The sequence below is a fragment of the Citrifermentans bremense R1 genome (assembly GCF_000426865.1).
In the GTDB taxonomy this organism is placed as follows: domain Bacteria; phylum Desulfobacterota; class Desulfuromonadia; order Geobacterales; family Geobacteraceae; genus Geomonas; species Geomonas bremensis.
In genome coordinates, this window is sequence record NZ_AUGE01000021.1 from 43,466 (window position 1) to 68,932 (window position 25,467).

At 60.0% G+C, this 25,467-nt stretch carries 24 protein-coding genes; 2 read left to right on the top strand and 22 right to left on the bottom strand.

Annotation, left to right across the window (positions count from 1 at the left end):
• Positions 1 to 208 precede the first annotated feature (208 nt).
• From K419_RS0113175 to K419_RS0113220, 10 genes are all read right to left on the bottom strand, one after another.
• On the bottom strand, positions 209 to 2,836 hold the full coding sequence (locus K419_RS0113175; protein ID WP_026842008.1) for an A-adding tRNA nucleotidyltransferase: 2,628 nt from the start codon (positions 2,834 to 2,836) through the stop codon (positions 209 to 211).
• A complete protein-coding gene (gene amrB / locus K419_RS0113180) occupies positions 2,836 to 3,636 on the bottom strand; it encodes an AmmeMemoRadiSam system protein B (RefSeq protein ID WP_026842009.1) in 801 nt (266 codons plus the stop codon). Before amrB ends, K419_RS0113175 begins: the two co-directional genes overlap by 1 nt.
• 62 nt (positions 3,637 to 3,698) lie before the next feature.
• Positions 3,699 to 4,277 carry an SMC-Scp complex subunit ScpB gene (gene scpB, locus K419_RS0113185; RefSeq protein WP_026842010.1) on the bottom strand — a complete coding sequence of 193 codons (579 nt, stop codon included), beginning with the start codon at positions 4,275 to 4,277 and terminating at the stop codon, positions 3,699 to 3,701.
• Positions 4,267 to 5,121: a segregation and condensation protein A gene (locus K419_RS0113190; RefSeq protein WP_026842011.1), complete on the bottom strand. Its 855-nt coding sequence runs from the start codon at positions 5,119 to 5,121 to the stop codon at positions 4,267 to 4,269. The genes scpB and K419_RS0113190 overlap by 11 nt, the downstream gene beginning before the upstream one ends.
• Positions 5,122 to 5,363: 242 nt before the next feature.
• Positions 5,364 to 6,347, bottom strand: a complete 984-nt coding sequence (gene trpS / locus K419_RS0113195; protein ID WP_026842012.1) for a tryptophan--tRNA ligase — start codon at positions 6,345 to 6,347, stop codon at positions 5,364 to 5,366.
• A gap of 43 nt (positions 6,348 to 6,390) precedes the next feature.
• Complete coding sequence (locus tag K419_RS0113200) at positions 6,391 to 7,071, bottom strand: site-2 protease family protein (protein WP_026842013.1); 681 nt, start codon at positions 7,069 to 7,071, stop codon at positions 6,391 to 6,393.
• A gap of 202 nt (positions 7,072 to 7,273) precedes the next feature.
• Positions 7,274 to 8,170, bottom strand: coding sequence for a DMT family transporter (locus tag K419_RS0113205; RefSeq protein ID WP_026842014.1), 897 nt, complete (start codon positions 8,168 to 8,170; stop codon positions 7,274 to 7,276).
• Positions 8,171 to 8,183: 13 nt separating this feature from the next.
• Entirely contained in the window at positions 8,184 to 11,147 is a 2,964-nt protein-coding gene (locus K419_RS0113210; RefSeq protein ID WP_026842015.1) for an AAA family ATPase, read from the bottom strand.
• The gene (locus K419_RS0113215) at positions 11,138 to 12,403 is read right to left on the bottom strand and encodes a metallophosphoesterase family protein (RefSeq protein ID WP_026842016.1); all 1,266 of its coding nucleotides are present in this window, start codon (positions 12,401 to 12,403) and stop codon (positions 11,138 to 11,140) included. The genes K419_RS0113210 and K419_RS0113215 overlap by 10 nt, the downstream gene beginning before the upstream one ends.
• 316 nt (positions 12,404 to 12,719) lie before the next feature.
• Positions 12,720 to 13,514 (bottom strand): dienelactone hydrolase family protein, encoded by a 795-nt coding sequence (locus K419_RS0113220; RefSeq protein WP_026842017.1) that lies wholly within the window; start codon positions 13,512 to 13,514, stop codon positions 12,720 to 12,722.
• A 186-nt stretch (positions 13,515 to 13,700) separates the two neighbouring features.
• On the opposite strand from K419_RS0113220, the gene K419_RS0113225 reads away from it, so the two are divergent.
• On the top strand, positions 13,701 to 14,366 hold the full coding sequence (locus K419_RS0113225) for a hypothetical protein (RefSeq protein WP_026842018.1): 666 nt from the start codon (positions 13,701 to 13,703) through the stop codon (positions 14,364 to 14,366).
• Here K419_RS0113225 and K419_RS0113230 read toward each other — a convergent pair.
• The 6 genes from K419_RS0113230 to K419_RS0113255 all read right to left on the bottom strand — a co-directional run bounded on the left by K419_RS0113230 (position 14,363) and on the right by K419_RS0113255 (position 19,596).
• Positions 14,363 to 14,758, bottom strand: a complete 396-nt coding sequence (locus K419_RS0113230) for a hypothetical protein (RefSeq protein ID WP_226377699.1) — start codon at positions 14,756 to 14,758, stop codon at positions 14,363 to 14,365. The two genes, K419_RS0113225 and K419_RS0113230, sit on opposite strands and share 4 nt — an antisense overlap.
• A 24-nt stretch (positions 14,759 to 14,782) precedes the next feature.
• Complete coding sequence (locus K419_RS0113235; protein ID WP_026842020.1) at positions 14,783 to 15,259, bottom strand: YehS family protein; 477 nt, start codon at positions 15,257 to 15,259, stop codon at positions 14,783 to 14,785.
• A 194-nt stretch (positions 15,260 to 15,453) separates the two neighbouring features.
• Positions 15,454 to 17,253, bottom strand: a complete 1,800-nt coding sequence (gene ftsH / locus K419_RS0113240; RefSeq protein ID WP_026842021.1) for an ATP-dependent zinc metalloprotease FtsH — start codon at positions 17,251 to 17,253, stop codon at positions 15,454 to 15,456.
• 463 nt (positions 17,254 to 17,716) lie between these two features.
• Positions 17,717 to 18,574: an NAD(P)-dependent oxidoreductase gene (locus K419_RS0113245; RefSeq protein WP_012530742.1), complete on the bottom strand. Its 858-nt coding sequence runs from the start codon at positions 18,572 to 18,574 to the stop codon at positions 17,717 to 17,719.
• Between the two features lie 133 nt (positions 18,575 to 18,707).
• Positions 18,708 to 19,370, bottom strand: a complete 663-nt coding sequence (locus K419_RS0113250) for an endonuclease III domain-containing protein (RefSeq protein ID WP_026842022.1) — start codon at positions 19,368 to 19,370, stop codon at positions 18,708 to 18,710.
• A gap of 1 nt (position 19,371) precedes the next feature.
• Positions 19,372 to 19,596, bottom strand: coding sequence for a hypothetical protein (locus K419_RS0113255; RefSeq protein ID WP_012530744.1), 225 nt, complete (start codon positions 19,594 to 19,596; stop codon positions 19,372 to 19,374).
• A 142-nt stretch (positions 19,597 to 19,738) separates the two neighbouring features.
• Here K419_RS0113255 and K419_RS0113260 point away from each other — a divergent pair, with 142 nt between their 5' ends.
• Entirely contained in the window at positions 19,739 to 20,596 is an 858-nt protein-coding gene (locus tag K419_RS0113260) for a PHP domain-containing protein (protein ID WP_026842023.1), read from the top strand.
• A 136-nt stretch (positions 20,597 to 20,732) separates the two neighbouring features.
• On the opposite strand, the gene K419_RS0113265 is transcribed toward K419_RS0113260, so the two are convergent.
• The 6 genes from K419_RS0113265 to K419_RS0113290 form a co-directional block, all read right to left on the bottom strand.
• Positions 20,733 to 21,548 (bottom strand): cytidylate kinase family protein, encoded by an 816-nt coding sequence (locus tag K419_RS0113265; RefSeq protein WP_026842024.1) that lies wholly within the window; start codon positions 21,546 to 21,548, stop codon positions 20,733 to 20,735.
• Positions 21,549 to 21,690: 142 nt separating this feature from the next.
• On the bottom strand, positions 21,691 to 22,227 hold the full coding sequence (gene rbr / locus K419_RS0113270) for a rubrerythrin (RefSeq protein WP_026842025.1): 537 nt from the start codon (positions 22,225 to 22,227) through the stop codon (positions 21,691 to 21,693).
• A gap of 38 nt (positions 22,228 to 22,265) precedes the next feature.
• Positions 22,266 to 22,949 (bottom strand): MgtC/SapB family protein, encoded by a 684-nt coding sequence (locus K419_RS0113275; protein WP_026842026.1) that lies wholly within the window; start codon positions 22,947 to 22,949, stop codon positions 22,266 to 22,268.
• A 4-nt stretch (positions 22,950 to 22,953) separates the two neighbouring features.
• Positions 22,954 to 23,823 carry a GTP-binding protein gene (locus tag K419_RS0113280; RefSeq protein WP_026842027.1) on the bottom strand — a complete coding sequence of 290 codons (870 nt, stop codon included), beginning with the start codon at positions 23,821 to 23,823 and terminating at the stop codon, positions 22,954 to 22,956.
• 16 nt (positions 23,824 to 23,839) lie between these two features.
• Positions 23,840 to 24,778 carry a hypothetical protein gene (locus tag K419_RS0113285; RefSeq protein ID WP_026842028.1) on the bottom strand — a complete coding sequence of 313 codons (939 nt, stop codon included), beginning with the start codon at positions 24,776 to 24,778 and terminating at the stop codon, positions 23,840 to 23,842.
• Between the two features lie 5 nt (positions 24,779 to 24,783).
• A partial coding sequence (locus K419_RS0113290) for an SPOR domain-containing protein (RefSeq protein ID WP_026842029.1) occupies positions 24,784 to 25,467 on the bottom strand: 684 nt, incomplete at its 5' end.

A 25,467-nucleotide genomic window follows, 5' to 3' on the forward strand; every position in this document is an offset into this window, starting at 1 on the left:
GAGTACTCAAGATACCAGACGGGGTTAAGTTGTTGTTATCGATTGAGAAAAAAATTAGAACAGCGTGAAAGCGGTATTAATTAGCAGCAGGGTGGAATATCGCCAATGTGCCCTAATCGCAACACCTTGCGGGCACTGCACAGTTAAAACGGTTATAAAACGGCCACTTGGCCAAATAACGTGAAAAAGCGGTACTGTAGCAAAAAAGCTACACGCCCTCCAGCACCTCGCGCACCAGTTGGATCTCGTCTTCCCGGCTCGCAACCTTACCGTTCAACCGCGCGCTCAAAACCAGGTCCAGCAACTCCCGGTACAGCGGTCCCGGTTCTACGCCGAGTTCCTTTAGATCCTCACCGCCGATCTGGGGATGCATGCCGTCGAGCTTGGTGAAGTAAAGCGAGATGCACCGCTTCACCTCGGCGCTACGGCTTTTGGCCATATGGTAGAGGAGCACCTCGACCGGAAGCCCCCTGATCGTGAAGTAGATCTCGCTGTTGTCGACCTTCTCGGAACGCGCCAGCTTTCTTTCCAGGTTTCCGATCAGTTCCTCGCTCTGCCGGCGCATCTCCACCAGCCTCTCCTTGTAATGCTCGGCGACGGCGAGGCGGGTGCAGGTTCCCCAGAACTGTTCTTCGGTGAGCCCCTCGCACAGGGTCAGGAAATAGACCGACCAGCTTTCGTAAGGGCGCTCCAGATAGAGGAGATCGAACCAGGAGACGACGTATCGGGTATCCTCCAGCGCTCCCTGCATGGCGGGGGTCAGTTCGATGCCCGGGTGAATGAAACGCAAAAGCCCAAGGGACCCCATGCGCCCGATCCCTTTGAGCGGTTCCTTCTCCCTAAGGATCTGGACCAGTTCTGCGAGGAGCCTCCGCCCTCCGAGCTTTTCCAGGAATTCCATCTTCACGGCGTTCTTGATCAGGTCCTCGGTGTGCTTGGCGATCTTGAAGTTGAGCCTTTGTTCGAAGCGGATGGCCCGGAAGACGCGGGTCGGGTCCTCGACGAAGGAGAGGTTGTGCAGCACCCGGATCACCCTGGACTGCAGGTCGCGATAGGCCCCGAAGTAGTCGATTAGCTTGCCGAAGGAGTCGCCGTTCAAGGCTATGGCGAGGGTGTTGACGGTGAAGTCGCGGCGGTACAAGTCCATCTTGAGCGAGGAGCGCTCCACGGTCGGCAGCGCGCCGGGGGAGACGTAGTATTCCAGGCGGGTGCTGGCGACGTCGATCTTGAAGCCGTCCGGGAAGACGATCACCGCGGTGCCGAACTTCTGGTGGCTTTTTACCCGGCAACCGAATTGGGCAGCGAAGGTCTCGGCAAAGAGGATGCCGTCGCCGTCCACCGTCACGTCGATGTCCATGTTCTGGATATCCAGAAGCAGGTCGCGGACGAAGCCTCCGACCGCGTAGACGGTGAGGTCGAGCTGGTCCCCGACGCGCCCCAGGTCGTGCAGAATGACGGTGGTGCGCTGCGGGAGGTGCTTGTTCATCAGCGACTCCACCTCCCGGCTCTTCACCTGGAGAACGTCGCGCGACAGATCGTAGAGCGCCTCGCCGCCTAAGCTGTAGCGGAGCAGGTCGGTGCGGGTGATCACTCCAATCAGCCCCAGTTCGGAGATCACCGGGACCAGGCGGGCGTCCCCCCCCACCATATAGCTTTGGATCTCGGTGATGGGGGTATCGGGCGAGGCGACGTGGAACTCCGAGTGCATGTAATCCGACACCGGCACCTGGTTCAGGTTGTGGTAGAGCGCCTTCTCCACAGTCTTCCTGGAGATGATCCCGAGCACCCCCTCTTCTGATATGACCGGCATGGCGCTTACGTTGTAGCGCACCAGGCGCTCCCGCGCCTCCTCGATGCTGCAGTCGGGGGATATGGTCTTTACCGGCGACGACATGATGTCGCGCGCCACCCGCCTTGGGTCCACCCGGCGCCTGAGCACCGCGTCCAGCCGCTCCAGCACCTGGATCAGGGTGAGCCCGCGCACCGTGGCCGAGGCTGCCGTGGCATGCCCTCCCCCGCCCAGCTCCTGCAGGATCTCCCCTACCCGCACCTCCGGCACCCGGCTCCTGGCGATGACGAAGACCCGGTCCTCCATCCCGACCACGAGGAAAAGCGCCTGCAGGTTCTCCATGTCACGGATCATGTGCGCCAGGGTGGCGATGTCCCCTATGTAGCGGTCGACTGAGGCGTGGGATATCGAGACGTCGACCCCCTTTAGGGTGGTGGTCTTAAGCGACACCAGGAGGTCGTTCAGAAGCGACACCTGCTCGACGGTCAGCTCCCGCCCGATGGAGTCGGCCACTTCGTTGAGATATGCGCCCCGCTCCAGGAGCCACGCGGCCACGGTGTAGTCTTCCGCGGTGCTGGAGGGGAATGTCAGGTTGCCGGTGTCCTCGTGGATCCCCAGCATCATAACGGTCGCTTCGAAGGGGGTTACCTCGACGCCGCGCTCGATCAACATGCCGGCCAGGATGGTCGTGGTGGAACCGCAGGGGCGGATAACGCCGCCGGTGGGCTCCATGTCGCCGGAACTGGTGGGGTGATGGTCGTAGATGTGAAGTTCGACGCTGCCGCTTTTGGCGAGTTCGCCGAACTTGCCGATGCGGGAGGAGTGCTGGCAATCGACAACGATGAGGCGGGTGATGGCGGAGAAATCGATCTCCTTGATGCGGGCGAATTCGAGGTCCTGGGGGTGCCCCTTCTGGAAGAAATCCCGCACCGATTTTTCCTGGGCCCCTGAGAAGACCAGGATCGCTTCGGGATAAAGCTTCTTTGCGGCAACCATGGAGCCGATGCAGTCGAAGTCGGCGTTTAGATGCGTGGTGATTACATCCATCAAGAGACCGTGAGTGCAGCGTACGCCACGACTGCCTTGAGGTCTCCGTTCACCTCGCCGCTGTTGGTGTAGCAGATAAGCCTGCTGGAGGTAGCCCCCAGGGTCTTGGCGGCAACGAGCATCGCGGTCGCGGGAATGACGCCGCACATGGAGATGTCCTTGTCGCGGCAAACCCGCAGGAGCCCTTCAGGGTCCACGTCCGCCAGCCGTTCCAGGGCCAGGTCGTCCTTCGCCTTGGCCTCGGCAGCGGACTCGTAGTGGGTCATATCCGAACTGGCCACGATCAGCACCTCTGAGCCGTACTCGGCTATGGCGTGGGCGATGCCGGTCCCGACGCGGGAGATGGAGTCGAAGTCGGGCAGGGAAAGGCAAAGTGCTGCGATGGAGACTTGGGGGTTTCGGTACTGCAGGAAAGGCACCTGCACCTCCAGCGAGTGCTCGAAGCGGTGGGCCGCGCTGTCCTCACGGACCAGGGGGGCGTGTTTCATGATGAGCTGGGAGAGGCGGTCGTTGACGGGGACCGGGCCGAGCGGGGTCAGCCACTCCCCGGACGGCGCGAGCGCTGCGGCAGCGCCCATGCCGGTGTGATTGGGGCCGAGCACGATGACAGCATCGGGGACTTCGACAGCAGCGTAGACCTTACCGGCGGCGCCGCCGGAGTAGACGTAGCCTGCATGGGGGGCGACCACCCCGATCGCCTTGGCGGGTTCCTCCCGCGGAATCATCCGGGAAAGCTCCTCGCGGAGCTGCTCCGGGTCGGCGCTGTAGAACTTACCTGCTACTGCGGGCTGACGTATCATGGGGCCTCCTAGGGCGGCGTTCTCATTACCGCGCGCCAGGCGATATTTTAACGCAGCAAAGGCTACCCTTCAACCGAGCCCAACGGGAGGGCGGGCTGGTCCGCAAACGGATCCGGCGGCACCAGCTCCTGGATCTCCTTAAGCGTCGGGAGCGCGTTCAGGTCCTTCAGGCCGAAGAGCTCCAGGAATTCGCGGCTGGTCCCGTAGATGAGCGGCTTGCCGGGAACGTCCTTTTTCCCCAGTATTCTCAAGAGTTTCTTCTCCAGGAGGCTCTTCATCACCCCGCCGGAATCCACACCGCGCAGGTACTCGACCTCCGCCCTGGTGATGGGCTGCCGGTAGGCGACGATGGAGAGCGTTTCCAGTGCGGACTGGCTGAACTTGACGCCTTTGGCCTTGGTGAGCCTCCGGATGTAATCGGCGTGTTCCGGACGGCTGCGAAGCTGATAGCCACCGCCCACATAAGAAAGAACGATGCCGCGCTCGGCGCCGGCGTACTCCTCCATCAACTCGTCCAGTGCGGCGCGCAGATCGCTCCGTTCGAATTCCTCGAGGATCAGTGCGAGCCGGTCCAGCGAAAGCGGCTGGTCGTACACGAACAGGAGGCTCTCTACGATCGATTTCAAGGGCTTACCCGACAACTGCATCCTCCGCTGTTTCCAAACTATTCTGGTTTTCTTGCGGCTCCACGCCTTCCTGCTCGGGCCGGTTTTCCTGCTGATCGGCGCTGAGAGTGAGCCAGATGGAACCGAGGCTCTCGACCTGGACCACCCTGATCAGTTTCAGCTTGGCGAGTTCCAGGATGGAAAGGAAGGTGACCACCAAGAGGTCGCGCGTCATCCCCGTGGTAAAGAGGGCGTCGAAGCAGACCGTCTTTTCCGCATGCAGGACCGAGAGCACCTCGCCGATGCGGTCTGCGATGGAGATGCCGTCAGCCACGACGTCATGGAAGGTGTCGACCGAGACCCGCGCAAGCACGCGCTGGAACGCCTCGATAAGCTCGAAGAGCTCGACGTCGGCAGGTTCCTCCTGCGGCTCCATCTCTGCGAGTTCCGGCGAATCGAAGGTTCTGGCGAAGACGTCGCGCCCGAGGAGGTTACGGGCGGAGAGAAGCTGTGAAGCGTCGCGGTAGCGCTGGTACTCGAGGAGCCGGCGGACCAGTTCGGCGCGCGGGTCCTCCACCTCGGCCTCCCCGTCTTCCTCCTGGGTCGCCGGAAGGAGCATGCGCGACTTTATCTGCAGGAGCGTCGCAGCCATGACCAGGAACTCCCCCGCGATGTCCAGGTTCAGCTCCTTCATCAGTTCCATGTATTCCAGGTACTGCCTGGTAATGGCGGCGATGGGGATGTTGTAGATGTCCACCTCGTTCTTCTTGATGAGGTGGAGCAAGAGATCGAGCGGACCCTCGAACTCCTCGATCTGAACCCGGTACGACTGCTCCAGGGCTTCAGAAAAAAGGTTGCTTTGCATCGTATCCAGCGACAAGAAATCTCCTAAAGGCCGTTCAACGTTCAATGTTCAACGTTCGAGCAGCGGGAAAACGGTTCAACGTTCTACGTTCGAGCGGCTTTGGTGACAAGTGGTCCTCGCCACCCTGACGGCCTCCGGAACAAGACCAGCGACTTCTGCCTGGGAGCGCAACCAACCGTGCCGTCAAGATGCCGCCCCCTTGAAGTGAGCAGAAAGTTGAACCTTGAACCTGGAACGTTGAACGGCCGTTTGGCGGTTTAAACCTTGAGCGCCGCGCGTGCTTCTTCCAAGGTCTGGCGGGCGACTACCTCGGCCTTGCGGCTTCCCTCTGCCAACACCTCGCTCACCAGCCCCGGCTTCTCAGCCAGCTCGGCGCGCTTTGCCCTGAGCGGCGCCAGGGTATCGACCATAGCCTGGGCCAGGATCTTCTTGCAATCCACGCAGCCAAGCTGGGCGCCGCGGCAGCCGGTGACGATCTCTTCGCGTTTGGCCTGATCCACGTAAAGCGAATGCAACGTGAAAGCGACGCAGCGGTCCGGCTCGCCCGGGTCCTTCTTGAAGGGACGCTGGGTATCGGTCACGTAGGACATCACCTTCTTCCTGGTCTCCTCGGCGTCGTCGGAGAGGAAGATGGCGTTGCCGTAGGACTTGCTCATCTTCCTGCCGTCGGTGCCGAGCACCTTCGGGGTCTCGGTGAGGAGCGCGGACGGTTCGGGGAACACCTCGCCATAGAGGTAGTTGAAGCGGCGGGCGATCTCCCTGGTGATCTCCAGGTGCGGGATCTGGTCCTGGCCTACCGGGACGCGCGAAGCCTTGTAGACGATGATGTCGGAGGCCATCAGCACCGGGTAGCCCAAGAAGCCGAAGGTGGAGAGGTCCTTGGTGGTTAAATTCTCCTGCATCTCCTTGTAGGTGGGGTTGCGCTCCAGCCAGGAGACCGGGGTGATCATCCCGAGGATCAGGTTCAATTCGGCATGCTGCGGCACCCTGCTCTGCTCGAAGATGACGCTCTGCTCGGGATCGATCCCGAAAGCGAGCCAATCCAGCACCATCTCTTTGATGTTGTCCTTGATACCGTCCGTAGTGGCGTACTCCGTGGTCAGCGAATGCCAGTCGGCAGCGAAGAAGAAACACTCGAAGTTACGCTGCAACTCAAGCCAGTTGGAGAGCACCCCGTGGTAATGGCCCAGATGCAGTTTACCAGTCGGTCTCATGCCGCTAACGATACGGTTATTGCTCATAGAATGCGGACTCCTTTTGGATTTCTCTATCTACTTGGCCCTGCTATTTCAGCATGAGCCTGGTTACTCCGAAAACGAGATTGCTGTGTGGCCCGGCCAAAAGGTTCACCCCGAAGCTCAGGGCGGGTGAGATCACGTAGCTGAAAGCATTGGTGAAAAAGACCAGGACGATGATTATGATCATGCCGAACGGCTCCAGCCTCGCCAGCGCCATCGAAGGGCGCAGCGGCAGGAGACCGACCGCCACCCTCCCGCCGTCCAGAGGCGGCACAGGGATCAGGTTGAAGATACCGAGCAGCAGGTTGATGTACACGGAGAAGGCGAGCATCAGCGTGACGGGGTCAACGAAGGCTGCCAGCGGGGAAGTATCCGGCACTCCTTGCGTCGCGCCTATCAGTGCGCGCATGGCGAAAGCGGAAAACGTCGCAAGCAGGAAGTTGGTGATGGGTCCGGCAGCGGCGACCCATATCATGTCGGTTTTCGGGCGCCTCAGATTGTTGAAGTTGACCGGAACCGGTTTCGCCCACCCTATCCCGACGATGAATATCATCAGGGTGCCGAAGAGATCCAGGTGTTTTAGAGGATTGAGCGTCAGGCGTCCCAAGTATCTGGCGGTGTTGTCGCCGCGGCGGTCTGCTATGTAGCCGTGGGACACCTCGTGACAGGTGATGGCCATGAGCGCGGGAACCAGCATGATGGAAAGCTTGAGAAAGAACTGTTCCATGAAATCCTTCAAGTTTGCGTTGGGTACAAGCCCTATGTCTCTAGCAGATCGAGGGAGGAAAGTCAACGCACCTTCGCCAAGGCTATGGTGCGCAGGCTACACATTCAAAAAGGCTACAGTGCGCAGGGTGGACTCATTCGCCTCCGTCGCTGAGAGAGAGCCCGGGCAACCTACTCCTATAAGGAAAAGCGAGGTAGCGACTTTAAACCTCGGTGACCGTCTCGCGACGCGCTTCGTGCCCCCACAACTGCAGGATCAGTCCCCCGAATAAAAGAACCGCTCCGCCGAAACCTTGCAGCGCGGTGATCCGCTCCCCCAGAAGAAGCGCGGATAAGAGCACGGTGATCAACGGCTCAAGCATGCTGATGATGGAGGCGTTGGTGGCGCCGACGTAGCGTAGCCCGGCAAAGAAACCGACGACCGCGATTAGCGTTGGGAACAGGGCGATCCCCAGGATGGAAAGCCACCCAACGGGCGCGAGGTCCAGGGTGAGGCCGCCGGTAGCGACGCCATAAATGAGAAAGGTAAATCCTGCCGAGGCACAGACCCACAATGAGGTGACCAGCGGGTCGATGTTCTTCAAGATGCGGTTGCCGATGATGATGTAACAACTGTAGATCCCGGCCGCCCCCAAAGTGCAAAGTACTCCCTCCAACCGGGCGCCCTCGAACGAGGCACCCAACAGCAGCACCAAACCGGCGCTGCAAACCACCAACGCCACACCTTTGGCGGCGTTGAAGCGCTCTTCACCCACGATCAGCGCGATGACGGTGACGAGCGCCGGGTAGGTGTAAAGGAGCATCCCGGTCAGGGACGCGGGAAGGTAGTGGATGGCGTTGGCGTAGAGCATGGACATGCCGCCGTAGCCGATCATTCCCATCAGCAGCAGTTGCAGCGAGGATTTGCGCCCGATGACAAGCGGGGTCTTGCGCGCCCTGAGATAGATGAACAGAAAAAACGACGCTACCAGGAACCGCCCGGCAAGTACCGTGGTGATGTTGGCGCCGCCGGAAAAGGCGCTCTTGATGAGGATGCCGAGGGTGGCGAAACCTGCTGCGGAGGCGGCGATCAACCAGGCGCCGTAGTGTTTTGGGGACATGTAGGGAAATCCTCTAGTCGAGCTGGATGGTTTGATCGGTAATCTCGGTGAAACTCACGTCGTGGCTGACCAGGAAGAGCTGGTCGTACCAGTGCTCGGTCACCTCCTCCTGTCCCACGTCTATGGCGCGGAAGGCGCGCGCCAGGTTCTCGCGCCGCTCGGCGTCGAGATTCGAGGTGGGCTCGTCGAAGAAGGCGATGCGCGCGCCGATGGTCTGCAAAAGCGCCAGGCGCAGCGCCACCACGGCGCTCATCATCTGCCCTCCTGAGAGCTGGTCGTCGCTTCGCTCCCGGACCTGCCCCTCCGCCATGTCCTTCAACACGACCTGGTAATTTTCGCCCCAAACCAGCTCCTCGTCGGACGCGCAGATGCTGCGGTAGATCCGGTCGGCGCGGAAACTGATCTCCTCCCGGAAACGCTCGGAGAGCTGGCTGGAGACGTTCTTGAACACCTGGTTGCGCAGGAACTTGACCAGAACCCCCTGTTCCTTCAACGCCGCGATGGCGGCGAGCTTCTTCTCGATCTCAGCTGCAATTTCCCTAAGCGCGGCGGTCTCCCCTTCCAGACGCGAGATGCCTTCGCCTACCGCTCCGATCTCTGAGGTGAGCGTCGCCACTGCCGAGACCAACTCCACCTGCTGCTGTTTCACGGCCTCATGCTGCGCCTGGTCGTACCCCTCCACCGACTGGCGCAGCTCTTCCCTCTTTGCGGCCAGCGATCCTTCTATCTCCTTGAGCTTCGCCTGATATTTCGCCAGCGTCTCCTGGCGCTTATCCAGTTCTTGCGCTGCTTTTTCGTTGGCTATGTAGCGGTCGCGGTCTGCCTGAAAACGAACCAGTTCCTCTCCCGCCTCCTTTATCGCCTGGTCGAGGCCGGCATGAGTGGCGAGATCCTTCTTCACCGCGCCTATGGCTTCGACCAGCGCCGCCAACCGCTTGCCATGCTCGGCTATCGCCCGCTCGCGGAAGGCCAGCTTCTCGGCAGAGGCGGCGAGTTCCCGCTCCTTCGCGGCGAGGCTTTCCCCTTTCTCGGCAAGCTGGGCCAGTTTCAGCGCGCACTCCTGAACCGGCTCCTGAGCCTTCTTGAGCCTGACATCCAGACCTTCCTCGATCAAAACAACGACACGCCGCCAGGCATCGCTTGCTTCGGAGAGCGCAGCCCTTCGCTGCAGCGGCGCGGCGGCCAGCTCTACCTGCAGGCCCGGAAGTTCAGCAGCCAGATCGATTCCCAGTTCTGCCGAATCGAGCCAGGTCCGAAGGCTTGGGACCAGCACGGCGGACGCGATCTCGGAAAAACCATTGGTGAAATCCTGCTCCAGCTTCTGGCGCTCGCGACCAGCCTTCTCCAGCTCGCTCGCCACCTGCTCTACTCCGGCAAGTTCTCGTGCCGCAGCCTGCGCAGCCGCAACCTGGGCGGCGAGTTCCACCGCCTGCTGGTCGAGACGCGAGATTTCCGCATCGATCCGTTGGATGCGCGCCTCGAAGAGGCCGGAAGCGTCACCCGAGGCGAGGTTCCGGCATGGCTCATGGAAGAACGGGCAATCCCCCGCTCCCAGCTTTTCCTGCCCTTCGACCAGCGAAAGCCTGCGCCCGGCCAGCTCGGAGCGCTCAGCTTGAACCTTTTCCAAAAGGGCCTGCCGGGCGACTAGTTCGGCGGCTTCAGTCTTGAGCGCGGCGCCGGCAGAGATAAGTTTCTTTCTCTCCAGGGACTGCTCGTCTATAGCCGCCATGCGGTCCAGGGCGACGAAGAGATAAGGCAGGGCCTGATCGATGCGATGCACGGGAAGTTCGCGGAATTGCGCGCAACTGCGGTTGACCACCGCCAGCGCCTCTCCGGTAGCCGCTTCCGCGCTCTTCAGTTCGATAAGAGCATCTGCAAGCGCGGCTTTTTCCAGTGCCAGGCGCTCTCGTTCGGTATCCATCGTGGCCCGCGTCTCGGCCAGCTCGCGGTTCTCAATTGCCAGCGTGCTTTGAAGGGCAGCCTGTTCCTTATCCAGCTCTCCCAGCTTTCGCTCCAGAGCGAGCTTTTGCTGCTCTTCATCGCGCAAACGCTTGAGCTTCGCCTCGGCTGCGTCGTAGGCATGCTTCCCCTGGGCTGCTTCAGCCACGAGCGCTGCCGCCGCTTTCGATTGTTCGACCAGCAGCAACTGGGTGGAGATGTACTCCTTGCCGGAGACGGACCGATCTTCCAGGGCTTGCACCTCGCGCCCGACCGCATCGATCCGTTCCTTCCGCGCCTCCAGTCCGGCGAAAAGCTGGTTAACCTGTTCCTGCTCGGCGACCTTTTGCCGCAACTGGGCCTCTTTCGCCACCCCCTGCTCGCGCAGGTCACGCAGTTCCTGCTCCTTGGCCGGAAGCACAGAAACCTGCTCCATCTTCGCGGCGACCTCTGCCTGGATGGTTTCCGTCTTGGCGACGATGGCGCTGGCGAGAGACTTAGTACCGTCGAAGGTCTTGCGCCAGGTGTCGATGCCGAGGATCTCGTCGAAGGCGTCCTGGCGCTTGGTCGGCTGTTTGATGACGAACGGGCCCAGGAAGTCGTTCTGGAAGGGGCCGATGACCAGCTTGAACTGTTCCGCCAGCGGCCGGCCGGTGGCAAGCCCCAAAAGCGAGGCGATGCGCTGCTCCGTCTCCTGGATGTTCGCGTGTTCCTCTATTTCGAAGCCGCCGCCGTTGTCCTTGGCCAGGAGCCATTTGCCGGCGCCCCCCACCGTGCGGGTCACCCGGTACGTCTCGCCGGAGGCGGGCTCGAACACCAGGCTGATCTCTCCCTTCCTCGCGCCGATGGTGAGGAAGCGGTCGGCCTTGGAGACGAAGTCCTGCGCAGAGACGCCGAAGAGGGCGTAGCCGATGGCCTCGAAGATGGTGCTTTTGCCCGAACCGTTTGCGCCGGAGAGGACGTTGATACCGGGGGAGAAGGTAATCTCTTTGTCGCGGTGCGACTTGATGTTCTTCAACTGGACCGAGATTATGCGCATCCGGCACCTCCAGACGGAAGCAGGGCCAGCAGTTCCTCACCCTCTACCTCCCCCTTGAGCACCAGGTCGCGCAGAGCGAGGGAAAGCCGCACCAGCTCCTCTTCCCTACCCTGATACTGGCTGTTAGCCCCTACCAGTTCAGCCAACACATCCCGCTCGATCTCGGCGAGGCTCTTCTTGACCTTCTCCTCCCCTCCCCCCCCCGAGACCTGGGAGAGGTGGTTCTTTATCTCCAGGTGCAGCGGCTGGCAGACCTCGAAGAGGGCCAGGCGCAGGCGGTCGCGGCTGAGCTCGAAGGGGTGGAAACCGACCTTGCCGCAGAGCCGAACCTCGATCAGCGGCGAGCGCGGGTCTGAACCGCCGGCGAGCTTCTCGGCGACCCCGGCGGCGAACCGCTGCAATGCCTCGTCGGCGTTCATGGCGCCTTCCAGGTTGACGGTTAGAACCAGCATGGGGCGGGGGGAACAGCGCCGGAATTCGTGGCGGACCTCCCCATCGTCCTCAAGGGAGGCAAGGTAGTAACCCTTGTCGTAGCGCTCCTCGCCGAAGTTGACACAGTCGGGCGATCCGGGGTTGAAAGCGTAGGGGCGGCCGTCGGGGGTGCGGACGACGTAAGGCTTGTGGCCGTGCCCGAGCGCCACGTAGTCGAAGCAATCCGACAAAGGAAGCGCCTCTTCGGGACGGATGTTGCCGATTTCCACGGGAGAGTAGCTCCAGACACCGACATGAAAGAGCAGGACGTTGCGGCGGGTGCCGACCGCCTCGCAGATGCGCGCCACGTGGTTGGCCGCTTGGGAGCCGATATACCCGAGACCATAGATATTCACTCCGCCGATTTCGAGGTGCCCCCCCGCTCCCTGCTCAAGGTCGAAAGATTCGAAGAGGTAGTTGCCGTCGCCGGTACGGGAGGGGCGCAGCAGGCGGATGTATCCGAGTTGGGAAAGCGCCTCCATCCACGAGACACTGTCGCGGCGATGTATCCAGTCGTGGTTTCCTTCGACGGCTAGGCAGGGGATCCCCGCGTCCTTCAACGGCTGCAGGATCTCGATTGTCTTGGCGAAAGTCTTGGGGAGGATCTGTCCGGTATGGAAGAGGTCGCCGCCGATCAGGACGAAGTCGACCTGCTCCTTGATGGCATCGGCGATGATGGTTGCGAAGGTGGTGAAAAAGTCCTGATAGCGCTCGGCATCGCCGCCCAGGCAGCGGTAGGTTTTTCCCAGGTGTATGTCTGAGGTGTGGATGAATCTGACGGGCATGACGGCTCCGGGAAAAGGGGACAGGCTACTTTTTTGATTTCAAAAAGTAGCCTGTCCCCCTTTTTGAATTGAACAGGTATACCGCCGCTTGCCGCCCCAAGTCAAGGCTACTTTCCTGCCGGTCCCCCTCCCTCGCCGGGAAGCTTTTGGCGCAGTTCGAAGTACCCCTCCCAGGGGTCCCGCTCCAATCCCTCCAGCCGATCAGCCATGTTGCGCAGGTTGAAGGAAGGTCACCGTCTGTCTGTCTCCTCCCCCCCTCCGGGGGCGGGGACTCTCAGGCTCGTGACCCTTTACTCCGCCCGTATAGCGGAGGTGGTCAACGCTTCTGCTTATGCCCGAATATCTCGTTAAAAAAGATCTTCATCGCCTCCCAGGAACGCCGGTCGGCCTTCTCGTTGTAGGCGACTCCCTTGCTCGGGTCGTTGCCGGACTTGGGGTTGGTGAAGCTATGGACGGCACTGCCGTAATAGTTCATCTGCCAATCTACTTTCGCCTGGCGCATCTCCTGCTGAAACGCTTCCACTTCGGGCTGCTTTACGTAGGGGTCGTCGGCCCCGTGCAGAGCCAAGACCTTCCCCTTGATGTTCTTGGCATCCGCGGGAACCGGGGTGCTCAGGCCGCCGTGGAAACTGACCGTACCCAAGACAGCGGCACCGCTGCGGGCCAGTTCCAACGCGGCGGTCCCGCCGAAGCAATACCCGATCACCGCCAGTCGCTTTGGATCGACTTGCGGCAATTTGGATAGCGCCTCCAGACCCGCGGCGCTACGCGCCCGGATGAGACTACGGTCGTTGCCGCGATACTTGGCGGCCTCCTTTGCCGCCAGCTCCTGGGTCGCCGGGCGGACTCCCTTGCCATAGATATCGGCCGCGAAGGCGACATACCCCAGCTTCGCAAGCTGGTCGGCGCGCCCCTTCTCGTATGCCCCCAACCCGGTCCACTCGTGTATTACCAGAACCCCGGGCCGTTTCCCTTTTACCGAGTCGTCATACGCCACATACCCTTCCAGGACGGTATCGCCCTGGCGGTAATCGACCGTCTTGCCGACCACGCCGGCGAACGCGTTCTGGGCCACCATTCCTATCATCAGTGCAAAAAGGTACTGTTTCATGATCAACCTCCTGCTGCTGAAATGCCTGTCTTTTTGTGACCGGCGTTGCACTCTCATTAGCTGCGGAACTTCTATCATTAGTTTATCAGAAATCAAACTACTGGGATTCAAGCAAGTTACGACACATTGACAGCCTAGGCACGATCAGTAACATTAACGTATCGCAAATCATAACAGGAGCGTGTCATGAGACAACCGAGCCCGGCTCATTTAGTTTTGGTGGTGGGATTTGTCTTTTCGAGCCTTTGCCTCGCCGGGTGCGCCGGAGGCCGGTTCACTTTCCGTGAGAACAACAGCGCCTCGCTGCAGACGGTGGAGGCAGATCTCGAGTACGCCCGTATGCAGGCAGAGAACACCCGCGAGGCGCTGGAGGAACTTGTTTTCGCCGACCCTCCCGACCTGGAACGTGCCTATCGGGATTTTGCCGACAAGGCGGCGAGTATGAACCTGGTTGGGGAGCGGTTGGTGAGACATGCCGACGGCATGGAGTACCAGGGAAGCAGTTACTTGGTGGAGCCTGAAAAATCGGTGACAGAGTGCCAATTCCCGCGGCTGTCCAACACGGGGAGAACGAAGCCTTTGGAGTTGGGGCCGGCGTTCGATCGGATTGCAGCCAAAGCTATTTCGGTCCGCCGCGCTTACCGGGCGTACGAGTCGGACCTGAGCAACATCAGGTCGATCCTCTCCACCCACCAGACCACGAAAGGGATCGAGGTGGTAGATATTTTCATCAAGAAAGCAGCGGTAGACGAGGAGAATCTGACCGAGGCACTGGAGCAAGCGCAAGCTTTGGTGCAGGATGCAGAAAAAGCAGCGGCGACACCTCTGCCGGATGGGGGTGAGACGCGTTAGAATCGCGGTTTTTGGTCGTCGTTGAGGGGAAGCTGGCAGTGCAGGCACCTGCGCAGATAGAGCAAGATCATCCCGTGCACATGGTAGTAGTTGCCGCAGCGCGGGCACCGGGCCACCGCCGAGTATCCCATGGCGGCCAGAAGTAGCAGGAACCAGATGAAGAACACGGGCATAGACCCGCTGAAAGAGTGAGTGATTTTCTGCGTGGTCCACATGGTGGGAAGGTAAACGATCATCACGCTCCACACCACCCAACGACGCCGGCGAACCTTCGAAAGCCCGGCACTGATGACCGCAGGGTCGATCTCGGCTTCGACGACGTCAACCGGGGCTTCAGCCATCTCGCTTCCCGACTCCTGCAGTTTCTCTTTTCCCATCGACTGATCGTCCACAACCAAACTCCAAACGCGAGTCCCTTACTTCGCCGGGGTCTCCCGATATTTGACCGTAAGCCCCTTCAGAAAATTCCGCAGCATCTGATCGCCGCACGGCTTGTAGTTCTCCTGCCCTTTGGCGCGAAAAATGGCCGATAGCTCCGATTTCGAAACGGGGAAATGCGCCAGCTTGAACAGCATCAGCATCTCATCTTCCTTAAGGGCTAAAGCAATTCGGATCTTTTTCAGGATGTCGTTGTTGGTCAACAGGACCTCATCCTTCCGTGTTTCCGGTTCTCCCTCTCTCTTCCCCCTCTTAAGCGCTATGAAGCCGTCCAGGAATGCTTCCAGAACCTCGTCGCTGCACTCTTTGTATCCCTCTTCGTCCTCTTTCTTGACCAGCGAGGTGATATCGGCCTGCCCCATCTTCATGCCGGACAGTCTGAAAGTCTCCACCACTGCCTGTGTATTCATATTCATGGCATAGCGCAATCTGCGGAATACGTCATTGTTGGTCATCTAATAGCTCCCTGAAGGCATAGGCTAGCGCCTGATACTACATAGCATTTAACGCTGAAGCGGGCAAGCTTTAGATATGACAGAGTGACACGTTGGCAGGGAGTTAGAGTGCCGCTGCCGCCCTCTGCTAACAAGCAAGGCGGCAGCGGCGAAGTGAGGAGGGTTATGCTAGATAGTGAAGCGGCGTTTTTTGATCATGCAGCGGCGCAACAGGATGCATCGGCGGCATCGTCCGCCGTGGCGAGGCCCAGGATGGCGTCGATCTCGGCGGCGTCCAGCGTCTCCTTGACGACCAGTTCCTGGGTAAGCCGCTCAAGGGCGTCGAGATTCTCCTCCAGGAGCGTCCGAACGTCGGCATAGCAGGTGGTGACGATGGACCTGATCTCGTTGTCCATCTCCAGTGCGGTGCTGTCGCTGAACCCTTTCTTGCCGCCGCCGTCGGTGTTCTCCTGATGGCCGAAAGCGACCGGACCGAAGGCCCTGGACATGCCCCACTCGCTCACCATCTTCCTTGCGGTGTCGGTGGCGCGCGCCAGGTCGTTGCCGGCGCCGGTGGTCGTGGTGTGGAAGATGATCTCCTCGGCGGCCCGACCGCCCATGAGCACCTTGAGGTGGGCCAACAGCATCTCTTTGGTGTAGCAGTAGATGTCTTCCTCGGGGATCTGGAGCGTGACCCCCATGGCCCTGCCGCGCGGGATGATGGAGACCTTGTGCACCGGGTCGCATCCCGGCACCAGCTTTGCCACCAGCACGTGCCCCGCCTCGTGGTAGGCGGTCGAAAGCTTGGACTTGTCGGAGAGCACCATCGACTTCTTCTCGGCCCCCATCAGCACCTTGTCCTTGGCGTTGTCGAAGTCGAGCATCTCGACGAACCCCTTGTTGGACCTCGCCGCCAGGATAGCGGCCTCGTTGACCACGTTGGCCAGATCGGCGCCGGACATGCCCGGCGTCCCGCGGGCGATCACCATCAGGTCGACTTCGGGGCTCAGGGGTACGTTCTTCGAGTGGACCTTCAGTATCGCTTCGCGTCCCCGGATGTCGGGCGCGCCCACGGTCACCTCGCGGTCGAAGCGGCCGGAGCGAAGCAGCGCGGCGTCGAGGATCTCGGGACGGTTGGTCGCAGCGAGAACCACGATGCCGGAGTTGACGGCGAAGCCGTCCATCTCCACCAGGAGCTGGTTCAGGGTCTGGTCTCGCTCGTCGCTGGCGCCACCCCCTACCGCCGCATCACGCTTGCGGCCGACCGCGTCGATCTCGTCGATGAAGACGATGCAGGGAGCCGCCTTTTTTGCCTGCGCAAAGAGGTCCCTCACCCTGGAAGCGCCGACGCCGACGTACATCTCAACGAACTCGGAGCCTGATATGGAAAAGAAGGGAACGCCGGCCTCGCCCGCTACAGCCCTGGCGAGGAGCGTCTTGCCGGTGCCCGGAGGGCCCACCAAAAGCACGCCAGTCGGCATCTTGCCGCCCAGGGCGCTGAATTTCGCCGGGGCTTTCAGGAACTCGACCGTATCGAGCAGTTCGGCCTTTGCCTCCTCGGCGCCCGCGACGTCGTTAAACCGGGTGAGAGACTCCGAGCAGTCGATGATTCTCGCCTTGCTCCGCCCCACCCCGCCGTATCTCTTGAGCACCATAACTAGAAATAACGCGACCAGAAGTATGATGCCGATCTCGAACCACTTGGGCTCGGACGCCGCGGGATTCGAGGAGAAGTCAATCTTCTTGGCTACCAGGGTGTCGGCCAGTTCGGCTCCTGCAGGAAGGAATAACTGGAATTTTTCGCCCGATTTTCCTACAGCGTTGATCTGGTCGCCGGCGATCTTCACCTTTGCTATGCCGCCGGCATTGACCTTCTCCATGAAAGCGGTGTAGCTGATCTGTTTGCCCTGGTCCGAATGAGCGTCCTTCCAGGCGTAGATACCGTAGCAGCTTCCCGCCACAATGCCCAAAGCGGCAACTATTATCAGTAACTTCTTCTTGCTCGTGCTCGTCATAATGCTCCTATTACTACTGAAGTAGTAGAAAGGTTGCGGTGATGAGGTTTGTTCTTGATGTTTATAGAGATGTTGTTCAGGTTTTCAAAGACGATCATCAACAACATGATCGGCGGCTAATACAATGCGGAAACTGCGAAATTCGTATTCGTCAAAAAGTGGACATCTAGTTTTACTCCATCGGAAACTTTTTTGTATAGGAAAATTTTTCTAACATTCAGGCAGTTACGGCGCGTGAAGGTATCCGGTTAGGGAAAATCCCCCCTGTCCCCCCTTCGCAAAGGGGGGAACGCGAGTTCTCGTGCAGCGCTTGGTGGGCAAATATCTCCAAGCTCCAACTTGGAACCGTCTGCCGCGCATCGGCTACATGGCTACCGGCTTTGCATACTGCTACAAGGAATAAAAAAAAGGGGCACCCCGTGATGGGATGCCCCTTTTTACCCTCAAATTAAAGAGCCGCCTGCTATTTCCTAAGCAGCTTCACGATGGCGGAGAAATCCTCTTCTCCCCTGCCGTCGGCCACCGCCTGGGCGAAAATGCCGGAGACGGTCTTGGCGGCAGGAAGCTCCAGGCCAAGTTTCTCGGCCGTCTCGAGCACCCTCAGCATCTGGAGGTGAACGTACTTGAGCGCCAGGTTACGGCTGAAATCGCCGCGGGCGATGGAGCGCCCCTTGGAGTGGAACAGCGGAGAGGCGACACCGCCGGAGTCCAGAACCTCGAGGATCTTGTCCGGTTTGAATCCCATCTTCTCGCCGAACACGAGACCTTCGGAAAGGGACTGCATCATCTCGGCCTGCAGCAGGTTGACGATCAGCTTCATCCTGGTGGCGTCGCCGACTTTGCCGATGTGGATGATGTTGAGACCGAAATAGGAGAACGGCTCGCGGCAGCGGCCCAGAAGCGCCTCGTCCCCACCGGCGAGAATGGTCAGCAGACCGTTGGCCGCGTGCTCCTTGCTTCCCCATACCGGAGCCTCAAGGAACATGACGCGGTGCTTCACGGCCTCCTGGGCCATGCGCTGGATGGTCTCGATGCAGTGCGTTCCCATGTCGACGAGGATAGTACCGGGGTCTATACCTTCAAAAACGCCATCTTGGCCGAAGACTAGAAAGTCGCTATCAGGCACGATGACGATGACGAGGTCCTGCCCTTTTGCGGTCGCCATGGGCGACTCGCCGACCTTGACGCCCAAGGTCGCCAGTTCCGCAACCGCCTTGGCATCCTGATCAAACACCGTTAACTGGTAGTCCGACTTGGCCAGGTTGGCGGCCATGTGGACACCCACGGTACCCAGACCTACAAAACCGATTTTCTTCAGCATAATACCCCCGAAAGTAGCTGATGCGTGTCATCAGCGGATAACATTTTCCACCGCGTCTAACTGGCGGTGAGAATGTGGCTTAAAAAACTCAAGGACTCATTATACTCAAAGAGCGCTTTAGTGCAACACTGTTTTATCTAGACTTAGTAACAGCGACCCTGTCACAGAGCGCATAGAGGGGACAGGTGGAGCAGCGCGGTGAGACAGGGGTGCACTGGTTTTGCCCGAAAGTCACTAGAAGATCATTGATTATGATCCAGTACTCGGGCGGGAGCTTCTTTCTCAAAGCACCCTCTGTCTGCTCAGGATTGGCTGTTTTTACATACCCCCACCTGTTGCAGATCCTGTGCACGTGAATGTCGACGCAGATGCCGGGTTTGCCGTACCCAAGCGTCAGCACCAGGTTCGCCGTCTTGCGCCCCACTCCCTTGAAAGTCAGCAGGGTCTCCAACTCGTCGGGCACCCTCCCCTGGTGCAGCTCACCGATTTGGAACGAGAGTTCTAAAATCTGCTGGGCCTTGACCCGGTAAAACCCGACGGGGTAGATGGCCTGCTCGATCTCGGGGACAGTGAGTTCCGTCATCTTCTGCGGCGTATCGGCAAGCGCAAACAAGCGCTGGGAAGCCTCGGCTGTGGTCTGATCGCGGGTTCGCAGGGATAGAATGCAGGAGACCAGCACCTTGTATGGGTCACGGTCCTGCGTAGCCACGATAGTGACCGCCGGAGTCACCCACCCTTTTGTCAGCACCGCATCCTTGAGGATGGCGATGGCCTGGTGTATCTGATCGTCCTTCATGCTAGATCCTGTTGCGCACGAGACGCATCACCAGCACTCCCAGGATTGACAGAAGAAGTCCCACGCAGACAAAGAGAATGCCGATGCTTCTTCCCTCACCAAGTCCCCACAGGTCCTTGTATTTCATAAAAGCTATCAGCCCAAGTCCGGAGAAGGTTAAGATCCCCCCAAGAACGAAGGTGGAAATAGCGAAGATAGCGCCGCCCATTCCTCTTATCTGTGCCACAAACACCTCTTGTTATTGTTTAAAAAAGTAATGCCTACTTATACAAGATGCTATGTGTCAAGGCAACTGATATATGCAGAGTTAGCGGTTGCACAAAAGAGGAAACCCCCTATAATGGCCCTCTGACCAAAATGGAGACACAATGACAAATCTAGTTGACCTGCATCTTCACTCTACCTACTCAGATGGGGTACGCACCCCGGCTGAACTAGTTGCCATGGCAGCCGAGCTTGGACTCAAAGCGATCGCCCTGGCCGACCACGACACCGTAGACGGCATAGACGAGGCGATGGCAGCCGGAAGCGCACAGGGAGTCGAAGTGCTCCCCGCCATCGAGTTCTCCGTCGCCTTAGGTTCCTACCGCGACGTCCACCTGCTGGGGTACCTGCTCGACCACCGCGACCCGCAACTCCTCGCCATACTTAAAGACTTCAGGGAAAAACGTGAGACCCGCGGCGAGGCGATCATAGGCCGCATCAACGAGAAGCTCACGTTGGAGGGGAAAGCCACCATCGCCAGCGCGGAAGCGGCGGCCCTGGCGGGAGGAGCGCTGGGACGCCCGCACATAGCCCAGGTGCTCATGGCCAAGGGATATGCCCGCGACATGCAGGATGCCTTCGTCCGCTACCTGCTTCCCTGCGACGTCCCCAAGCGTTACTTCCCCGTTGACGAGGCGTTGGCGACGATAAAGAGGCTGGGAGGGGTCGCCGTGTTGGCGCATCCCACGACCATCACCAACGAGCGCGAAGCACTCTCTAAGGCCATAGAGCAGCTGATGGAGATGGGGCTCGCCGGTCTTGAGGTCTACAACAACGTCTGCAGTGAACAGGACAGCGCCTACTTGCGCAACTTCGCCGAAAAAAGGGGGATGGTCTGGACCGGAGGGTCCGACTACCACGGCATAGAGGAAGGGATCTGCATGGGGACCGGCAAAGGTTCGATGGCAGTGCCGTACAGCTGCGTGGAAGAGCTCAAAAAGCAGGTGAAAACCTGGGGCTAGGGGCTGTGGGCTAGGGGCTGGGAAAAACAGGGGCTGGAGCGTTGCAACGCCACCAGCCCCTTTGTAGTTTTAATAGTGTCCATGTGGTCCATGGAGTCCACAGGGTCCATCAGGCGCTAGCCCTTAGCCCCTGCCTTTAGTCCTTCACCGGTTTGTAGCTCACCACATCCAGATCGCAATCCACGTCGGTCACACCGGAGACAGAACCGGCTATGCGAACGGCCTCTTCGATCTGCCCTTCGGCCTGTACGTGACCGGAAAGCGTGACGACGCCGTCTTTGGCAGTGATGCGCAGCCTGCGCTCAAGCGACGACTTGAGGATTTCGGCTTCAACACGCTTGGCAAGGATACAGTCGTCAAGAAGCGCCATGGACTCATCCTCGCCTGTTTTGAGACGGGGATCCTTTGAGGCCGATATGACACACTCGATCATGGCGCTATGGCTGGACTTGCTGGTGTTGAGGATCAGGTCGTAGGCCATCGGGTCGTTCCAGTCGCGGTCGAAGTAGAAATGGATGAACCCTCCCAACTGGTGGTCGCTCTTTCTGATCAGCTCTCGGGCCAGATCGGGGTCGATCCACTCCCTTTCCGCGAATTTTTCCACGCGGTCTTCAAAAGGCGCAATAAATCGGACCTTGAGCACGTTGGTGACGCCCTTGATCAGGTCCTGAGCCCCCCTTCCGTAGAGAATCACGTTTCCCTTCCTGGCGTTGTCCAGGAGGATCAGCTCCATGGTGGCGAGATGCGCTGCCTGCAACCGGTCCTCTGCGGTCCGGTATGAAGGCGGCTTCTCGTCGACCCTCTCCAGGATCTCGGGCGTGAGGCCGTATGCGGGTGCAAGCTCTTCGATCTTCAGGCGATCGACGAGCGTGTACTTAAGCTTCTTTGCCAATTCCTTGGCAATGGCGTAGGCGCCGGTACCCATCTCTCTGGAAATTGTGATGATTGCCATGCATGCCTCCTATTGCTAATGAGAAACCAGGGCATCATATCATGCGAATCACTCTGTATACAAGGGATTTTGGCGCGGAAAGATAGGAATGCGAGGCCTGGGTAAAAGATGCAGGGGGGGAATGATCCCCCCCTGGTGGACTCTAGTAGTTTTCAGCGCTGCGCTCGAAGTACGCTTTCGGGTGATGACATACCGGACAACCCTGCGGCGGCTCGACCCCCTCGTGGAGGTGGCCGCAGTTGCGGCACTTCCAGATGGTAGGCTCCTCTTCCTTGAAGACGGTCCCGTCCTCTATGGAGGCAAGCAGTGCCTTGTAACGCTCCTGGTGCGCCTTCTCGATGTTAGCGATGCCCTCGAACACGGCGGCGATGGCGGTGAACCCCTCTTCTTTGGCCTCTTTGGCCATACGGGGGTACATGTCCACCCACTCGGCGTACTCCCCTGCGGCTGCGGCTTTCAGGTTGGTGATGGTATCCCCGATTCCCCCGAGCGCTTTCAGATGAAGTTTCGCGTGCTCCATCTCGTTTTCGGCCGTCTCCAGAAAGAGCGACGCGATCTGCTCGTACCCTTCCTTCTTGGCGACCGATGCGTAATAGGTGTACTTGTTGCGCGCCTGCGACTCGCCTGCAAAAGCCTCCAGCAGGTTCTTTTCCGTTTTGCTTCCTTTAAGTTCAGCCATGCTCAGTAACTCCTTTCCTGTTGCCAGTTTTAATTCACTCAATCGACACTTACCCGTTTGACCCCCTGGAGCTCGCTCAGCTTGGCGAGCAGATCGGGGGAAGTTACCTTCTTGCCGCGCTTCATCTGGAACTCGATGAACATCAACTTTCTTTCCAGGTCCTTTTCGAACTTGGCCTCCACGCGCTCTATGCCAGTTTCCCCAAGAAGCTGATACACCTGCTGAATAAAGTCAGGGCGATCATCGCCCCACACCTTGACCACGACGTAGATATCGCGGTTGAGCCTTTTTTCCACCTGCTTGAGCAGCAGCAGGTTGATGAGGGCGATGGCGGTCACCACGATCGCCATCTTGAAGAGCCCTAAGCCGCAGGCGATGCCGAGCCCGGCAGCCACCCACAGGCAGGCAGCTGTGGTGAGTCCGCGGATGGAGGCCCGCTCCCTGATGATGGCGCCGGCGCCAAGGAAACCAATGCCGGTCACGACCTGCGCCGCGATGCGGCCGGGGTCGATGCCGACCGGAACCATGCCGCTGAAATTCCCGTAGATCTGGTACACCTCGATGGAAGTGAGGCAGAAAAGGCAGGAGCCAAGCGATACCAGCAGGTGCGTCCTGAACCCCGCCGGCCGGCCGTGAACCTCGCGCTCGAGACCGATCAAGCCGCCGAGGATAGACGCCAGCAGCAGGCGTGCGAACAGATGCAGATGCAACTCCGGTCCCAAGCCGTCACCCCTTCTCTACAGCAAGCGACAGGGTCAAAACGACCTGCTTGCTGCGGGAACCGCTGCGGATGGTGAGCGGGACGCTGATGACGTCGCCCCCTGCCGCGGTGGGCGCTCCCGACAGTTCAAGGGAGAGCGGTTCTTCCTCGGCAGCGGCTGCTGGGGGCTCCGTAGCGCGGGCCTGTGATGGCTGCGGCGCGGCAGGGTGGGGCTGGGGCTTGGCCGTGGAAGGCGCTACAGGCTCCTCGACTACCCGCTGCAATCCCTCGCTTCCGGTGATTCCTTCGGCGCCAGAGGACTTAAACCCGGTCAGCACCGTCTTGACCAGCGACATGAGCGCCTGGAGCACCCCCTCGCCATTCTGGCTGCTGGCCCTGAAACTGGGTAGCCGGGACGGGTTCAGGCTCCGTTCCAGCTCGGCCACGGCAGCAGCATCCGGGAGATCGCTCTTGTTTAACTGCAACACGGTCGGGACTGAGACGAGGCTCTGCCCGTAACTCTGCAGAAAGGAAACGAGGTCGTCCATGGAACGCCGATTCTGCTCCTGCTGCTGCGGAGCGGAGTCGGCCACGAAGACCACCCCGTCCACCCCCTTGAGCACCATCTTCCAGGCGGCAGGATCGACGTTGCTGCCGGAAACGGTGTAGAGGTGGAAGCGGACCCTGTAACCGTCGACATTGCCTTCCCCCGGCGGGGTGAAGTCGAAAAACAGCATCCGGGCGTCCTGGACGTTCATCACCTTCATGGCGCCGCGGAATTCCGGCTTGAGCTTATTGAAGACATGCTTCAAGCTGGTCGCCTTGCCGGCCTGCGCCGGTCCGAAAAAGACGATCTTCGCATTAATTTCACGTTTTGCCTGGTTAACCAGAGCCATCTGGATTCCCCCTAGTTTATCTGCTGTCTTTCTTGCTCATCAGCATCCTGCGCGCCTGCGAAGAGATGGCCGTGTTCACGTTTTTGCTCTTGGCCAACTGGGCAAGTTCCTTTTCGGGGAGTGTCGCCACGAAACGCAGGGCGTGGGGCAGCGGCGTTTTGCTGTTCATCACCAGCGCCTTCCTGATCTGCGAGTTCTTGATCCATTCCTTGTTGGTGCAGATTACCCGCATGATCTCGTCGTTTCCCACCACTGATTTGGCAATGGAAAGGACCTCCGATTCGGTCATGCGCGGGTTCTTGATAGCGGCCGACGAGACGAGCTTGTTGTTGTCCTTGATCATGATGGAGCGCCATTCCTTGTCGCCGGTCATAGCGATCTTGATCTTGTCGCTGACCCCCATACCTTGGGCCATCTGGTACTTGGACTGGTACTCCTCCTCGTCGATCGGCTCGTCCTCGTCCTGTTGCACCGCATCCTCTTCCTCGTCGGCTACGTCGTCATCCTCACTGCGGATGTGCCGGGGGGGGACGATCTCCTCCTGCGGGGAGACCGGCGGCGCGACGGACGGGGCAGGTGCTGCCGAAGCACCTTCTTGCAGGCCAAGTGCAGCTGCGGCGGCGCTGGAAAGACTAGGATGCTTGGCAAAGAGGGGACCCAGGTCAGGGTTCTTGCCGTGCAGTTGCACCAAGGCGTCCAGGATGCGCGGATGCAACTCAGGATCGGCCAACACCTGCTTCAGCAACCCGGCATCCAGGGCACGTAGCGTCGTCACTGCGCTCCGCTTAACCTCCTGGTCCTGGTCGTGACAAAGGTAATAGATGAGCAGCACGAAATCGGCAGGCGGAAGCGCCACCTTGCCGGAAGCAGCCTCTAGCCTCTGCTGCCGGGGTTTGTCCGCACCGACGTACGGGGCTGCCGCCGCCGAGATCCTGAAGGTAACCTTGCCCGACACGAGCTCTATTTCCCGACCTTGACCACTGTGGCGGAGAGCCCGGCGCTCTTCAGGCTGGCAGCCGCCTTTTTGGCGCTGGCCTGATCGGCGAAGCTCCCGGCCCGCAGTTTAACCACAGAGACCGGTATGGTGGCCTTTTGCAGCATGAGCTTGACGCCTTTGTCGAAGAGGCGGTCCTGCTCCACGGCGGCTTTCCCTTCGCGCAGGAAGGATCCGCCGTACACGGCATACCGGCCGTTCTCTTTCAGCATGAAGGCGTTGGGGGCAACCTGTTTCAGGCGGTCCAGCTGCTCGGTGGCCTCGCTCCTGTCGCCGAAATCGGCCAGGAACAGGCGGTGCATCGGCTCCCCTTTTTGCGCCTTGGTCTTCACCACGTGGGCGATGCCGGCTTTCTTCAGCTTGGCGGTCACCGGTCCCATCTCGCTTTCGGCGAGATCGCCGTTGATGTCCAGGGCATAGGCACCGGCCGCGGCCTTAGCTGCAGGCTTCGCACCCTTTGTGGAAGCCACCTTTTCAGCCTTCTCAGCCTTGGCCGCCTTCTCAGCTTTCTCACCCTTGGCAGCCGTGGCGGTTTTGGCCTCCTTTGCTGCGGCAGGTTTTGCCTCTTTGGCAGTCGTAGCAGGTTTTGCAGCTGCAGCCGGTTTTGCTTCCTTGGCTGCGGGCTTAGCTTGCTTGGCGGTTGCGGCAGG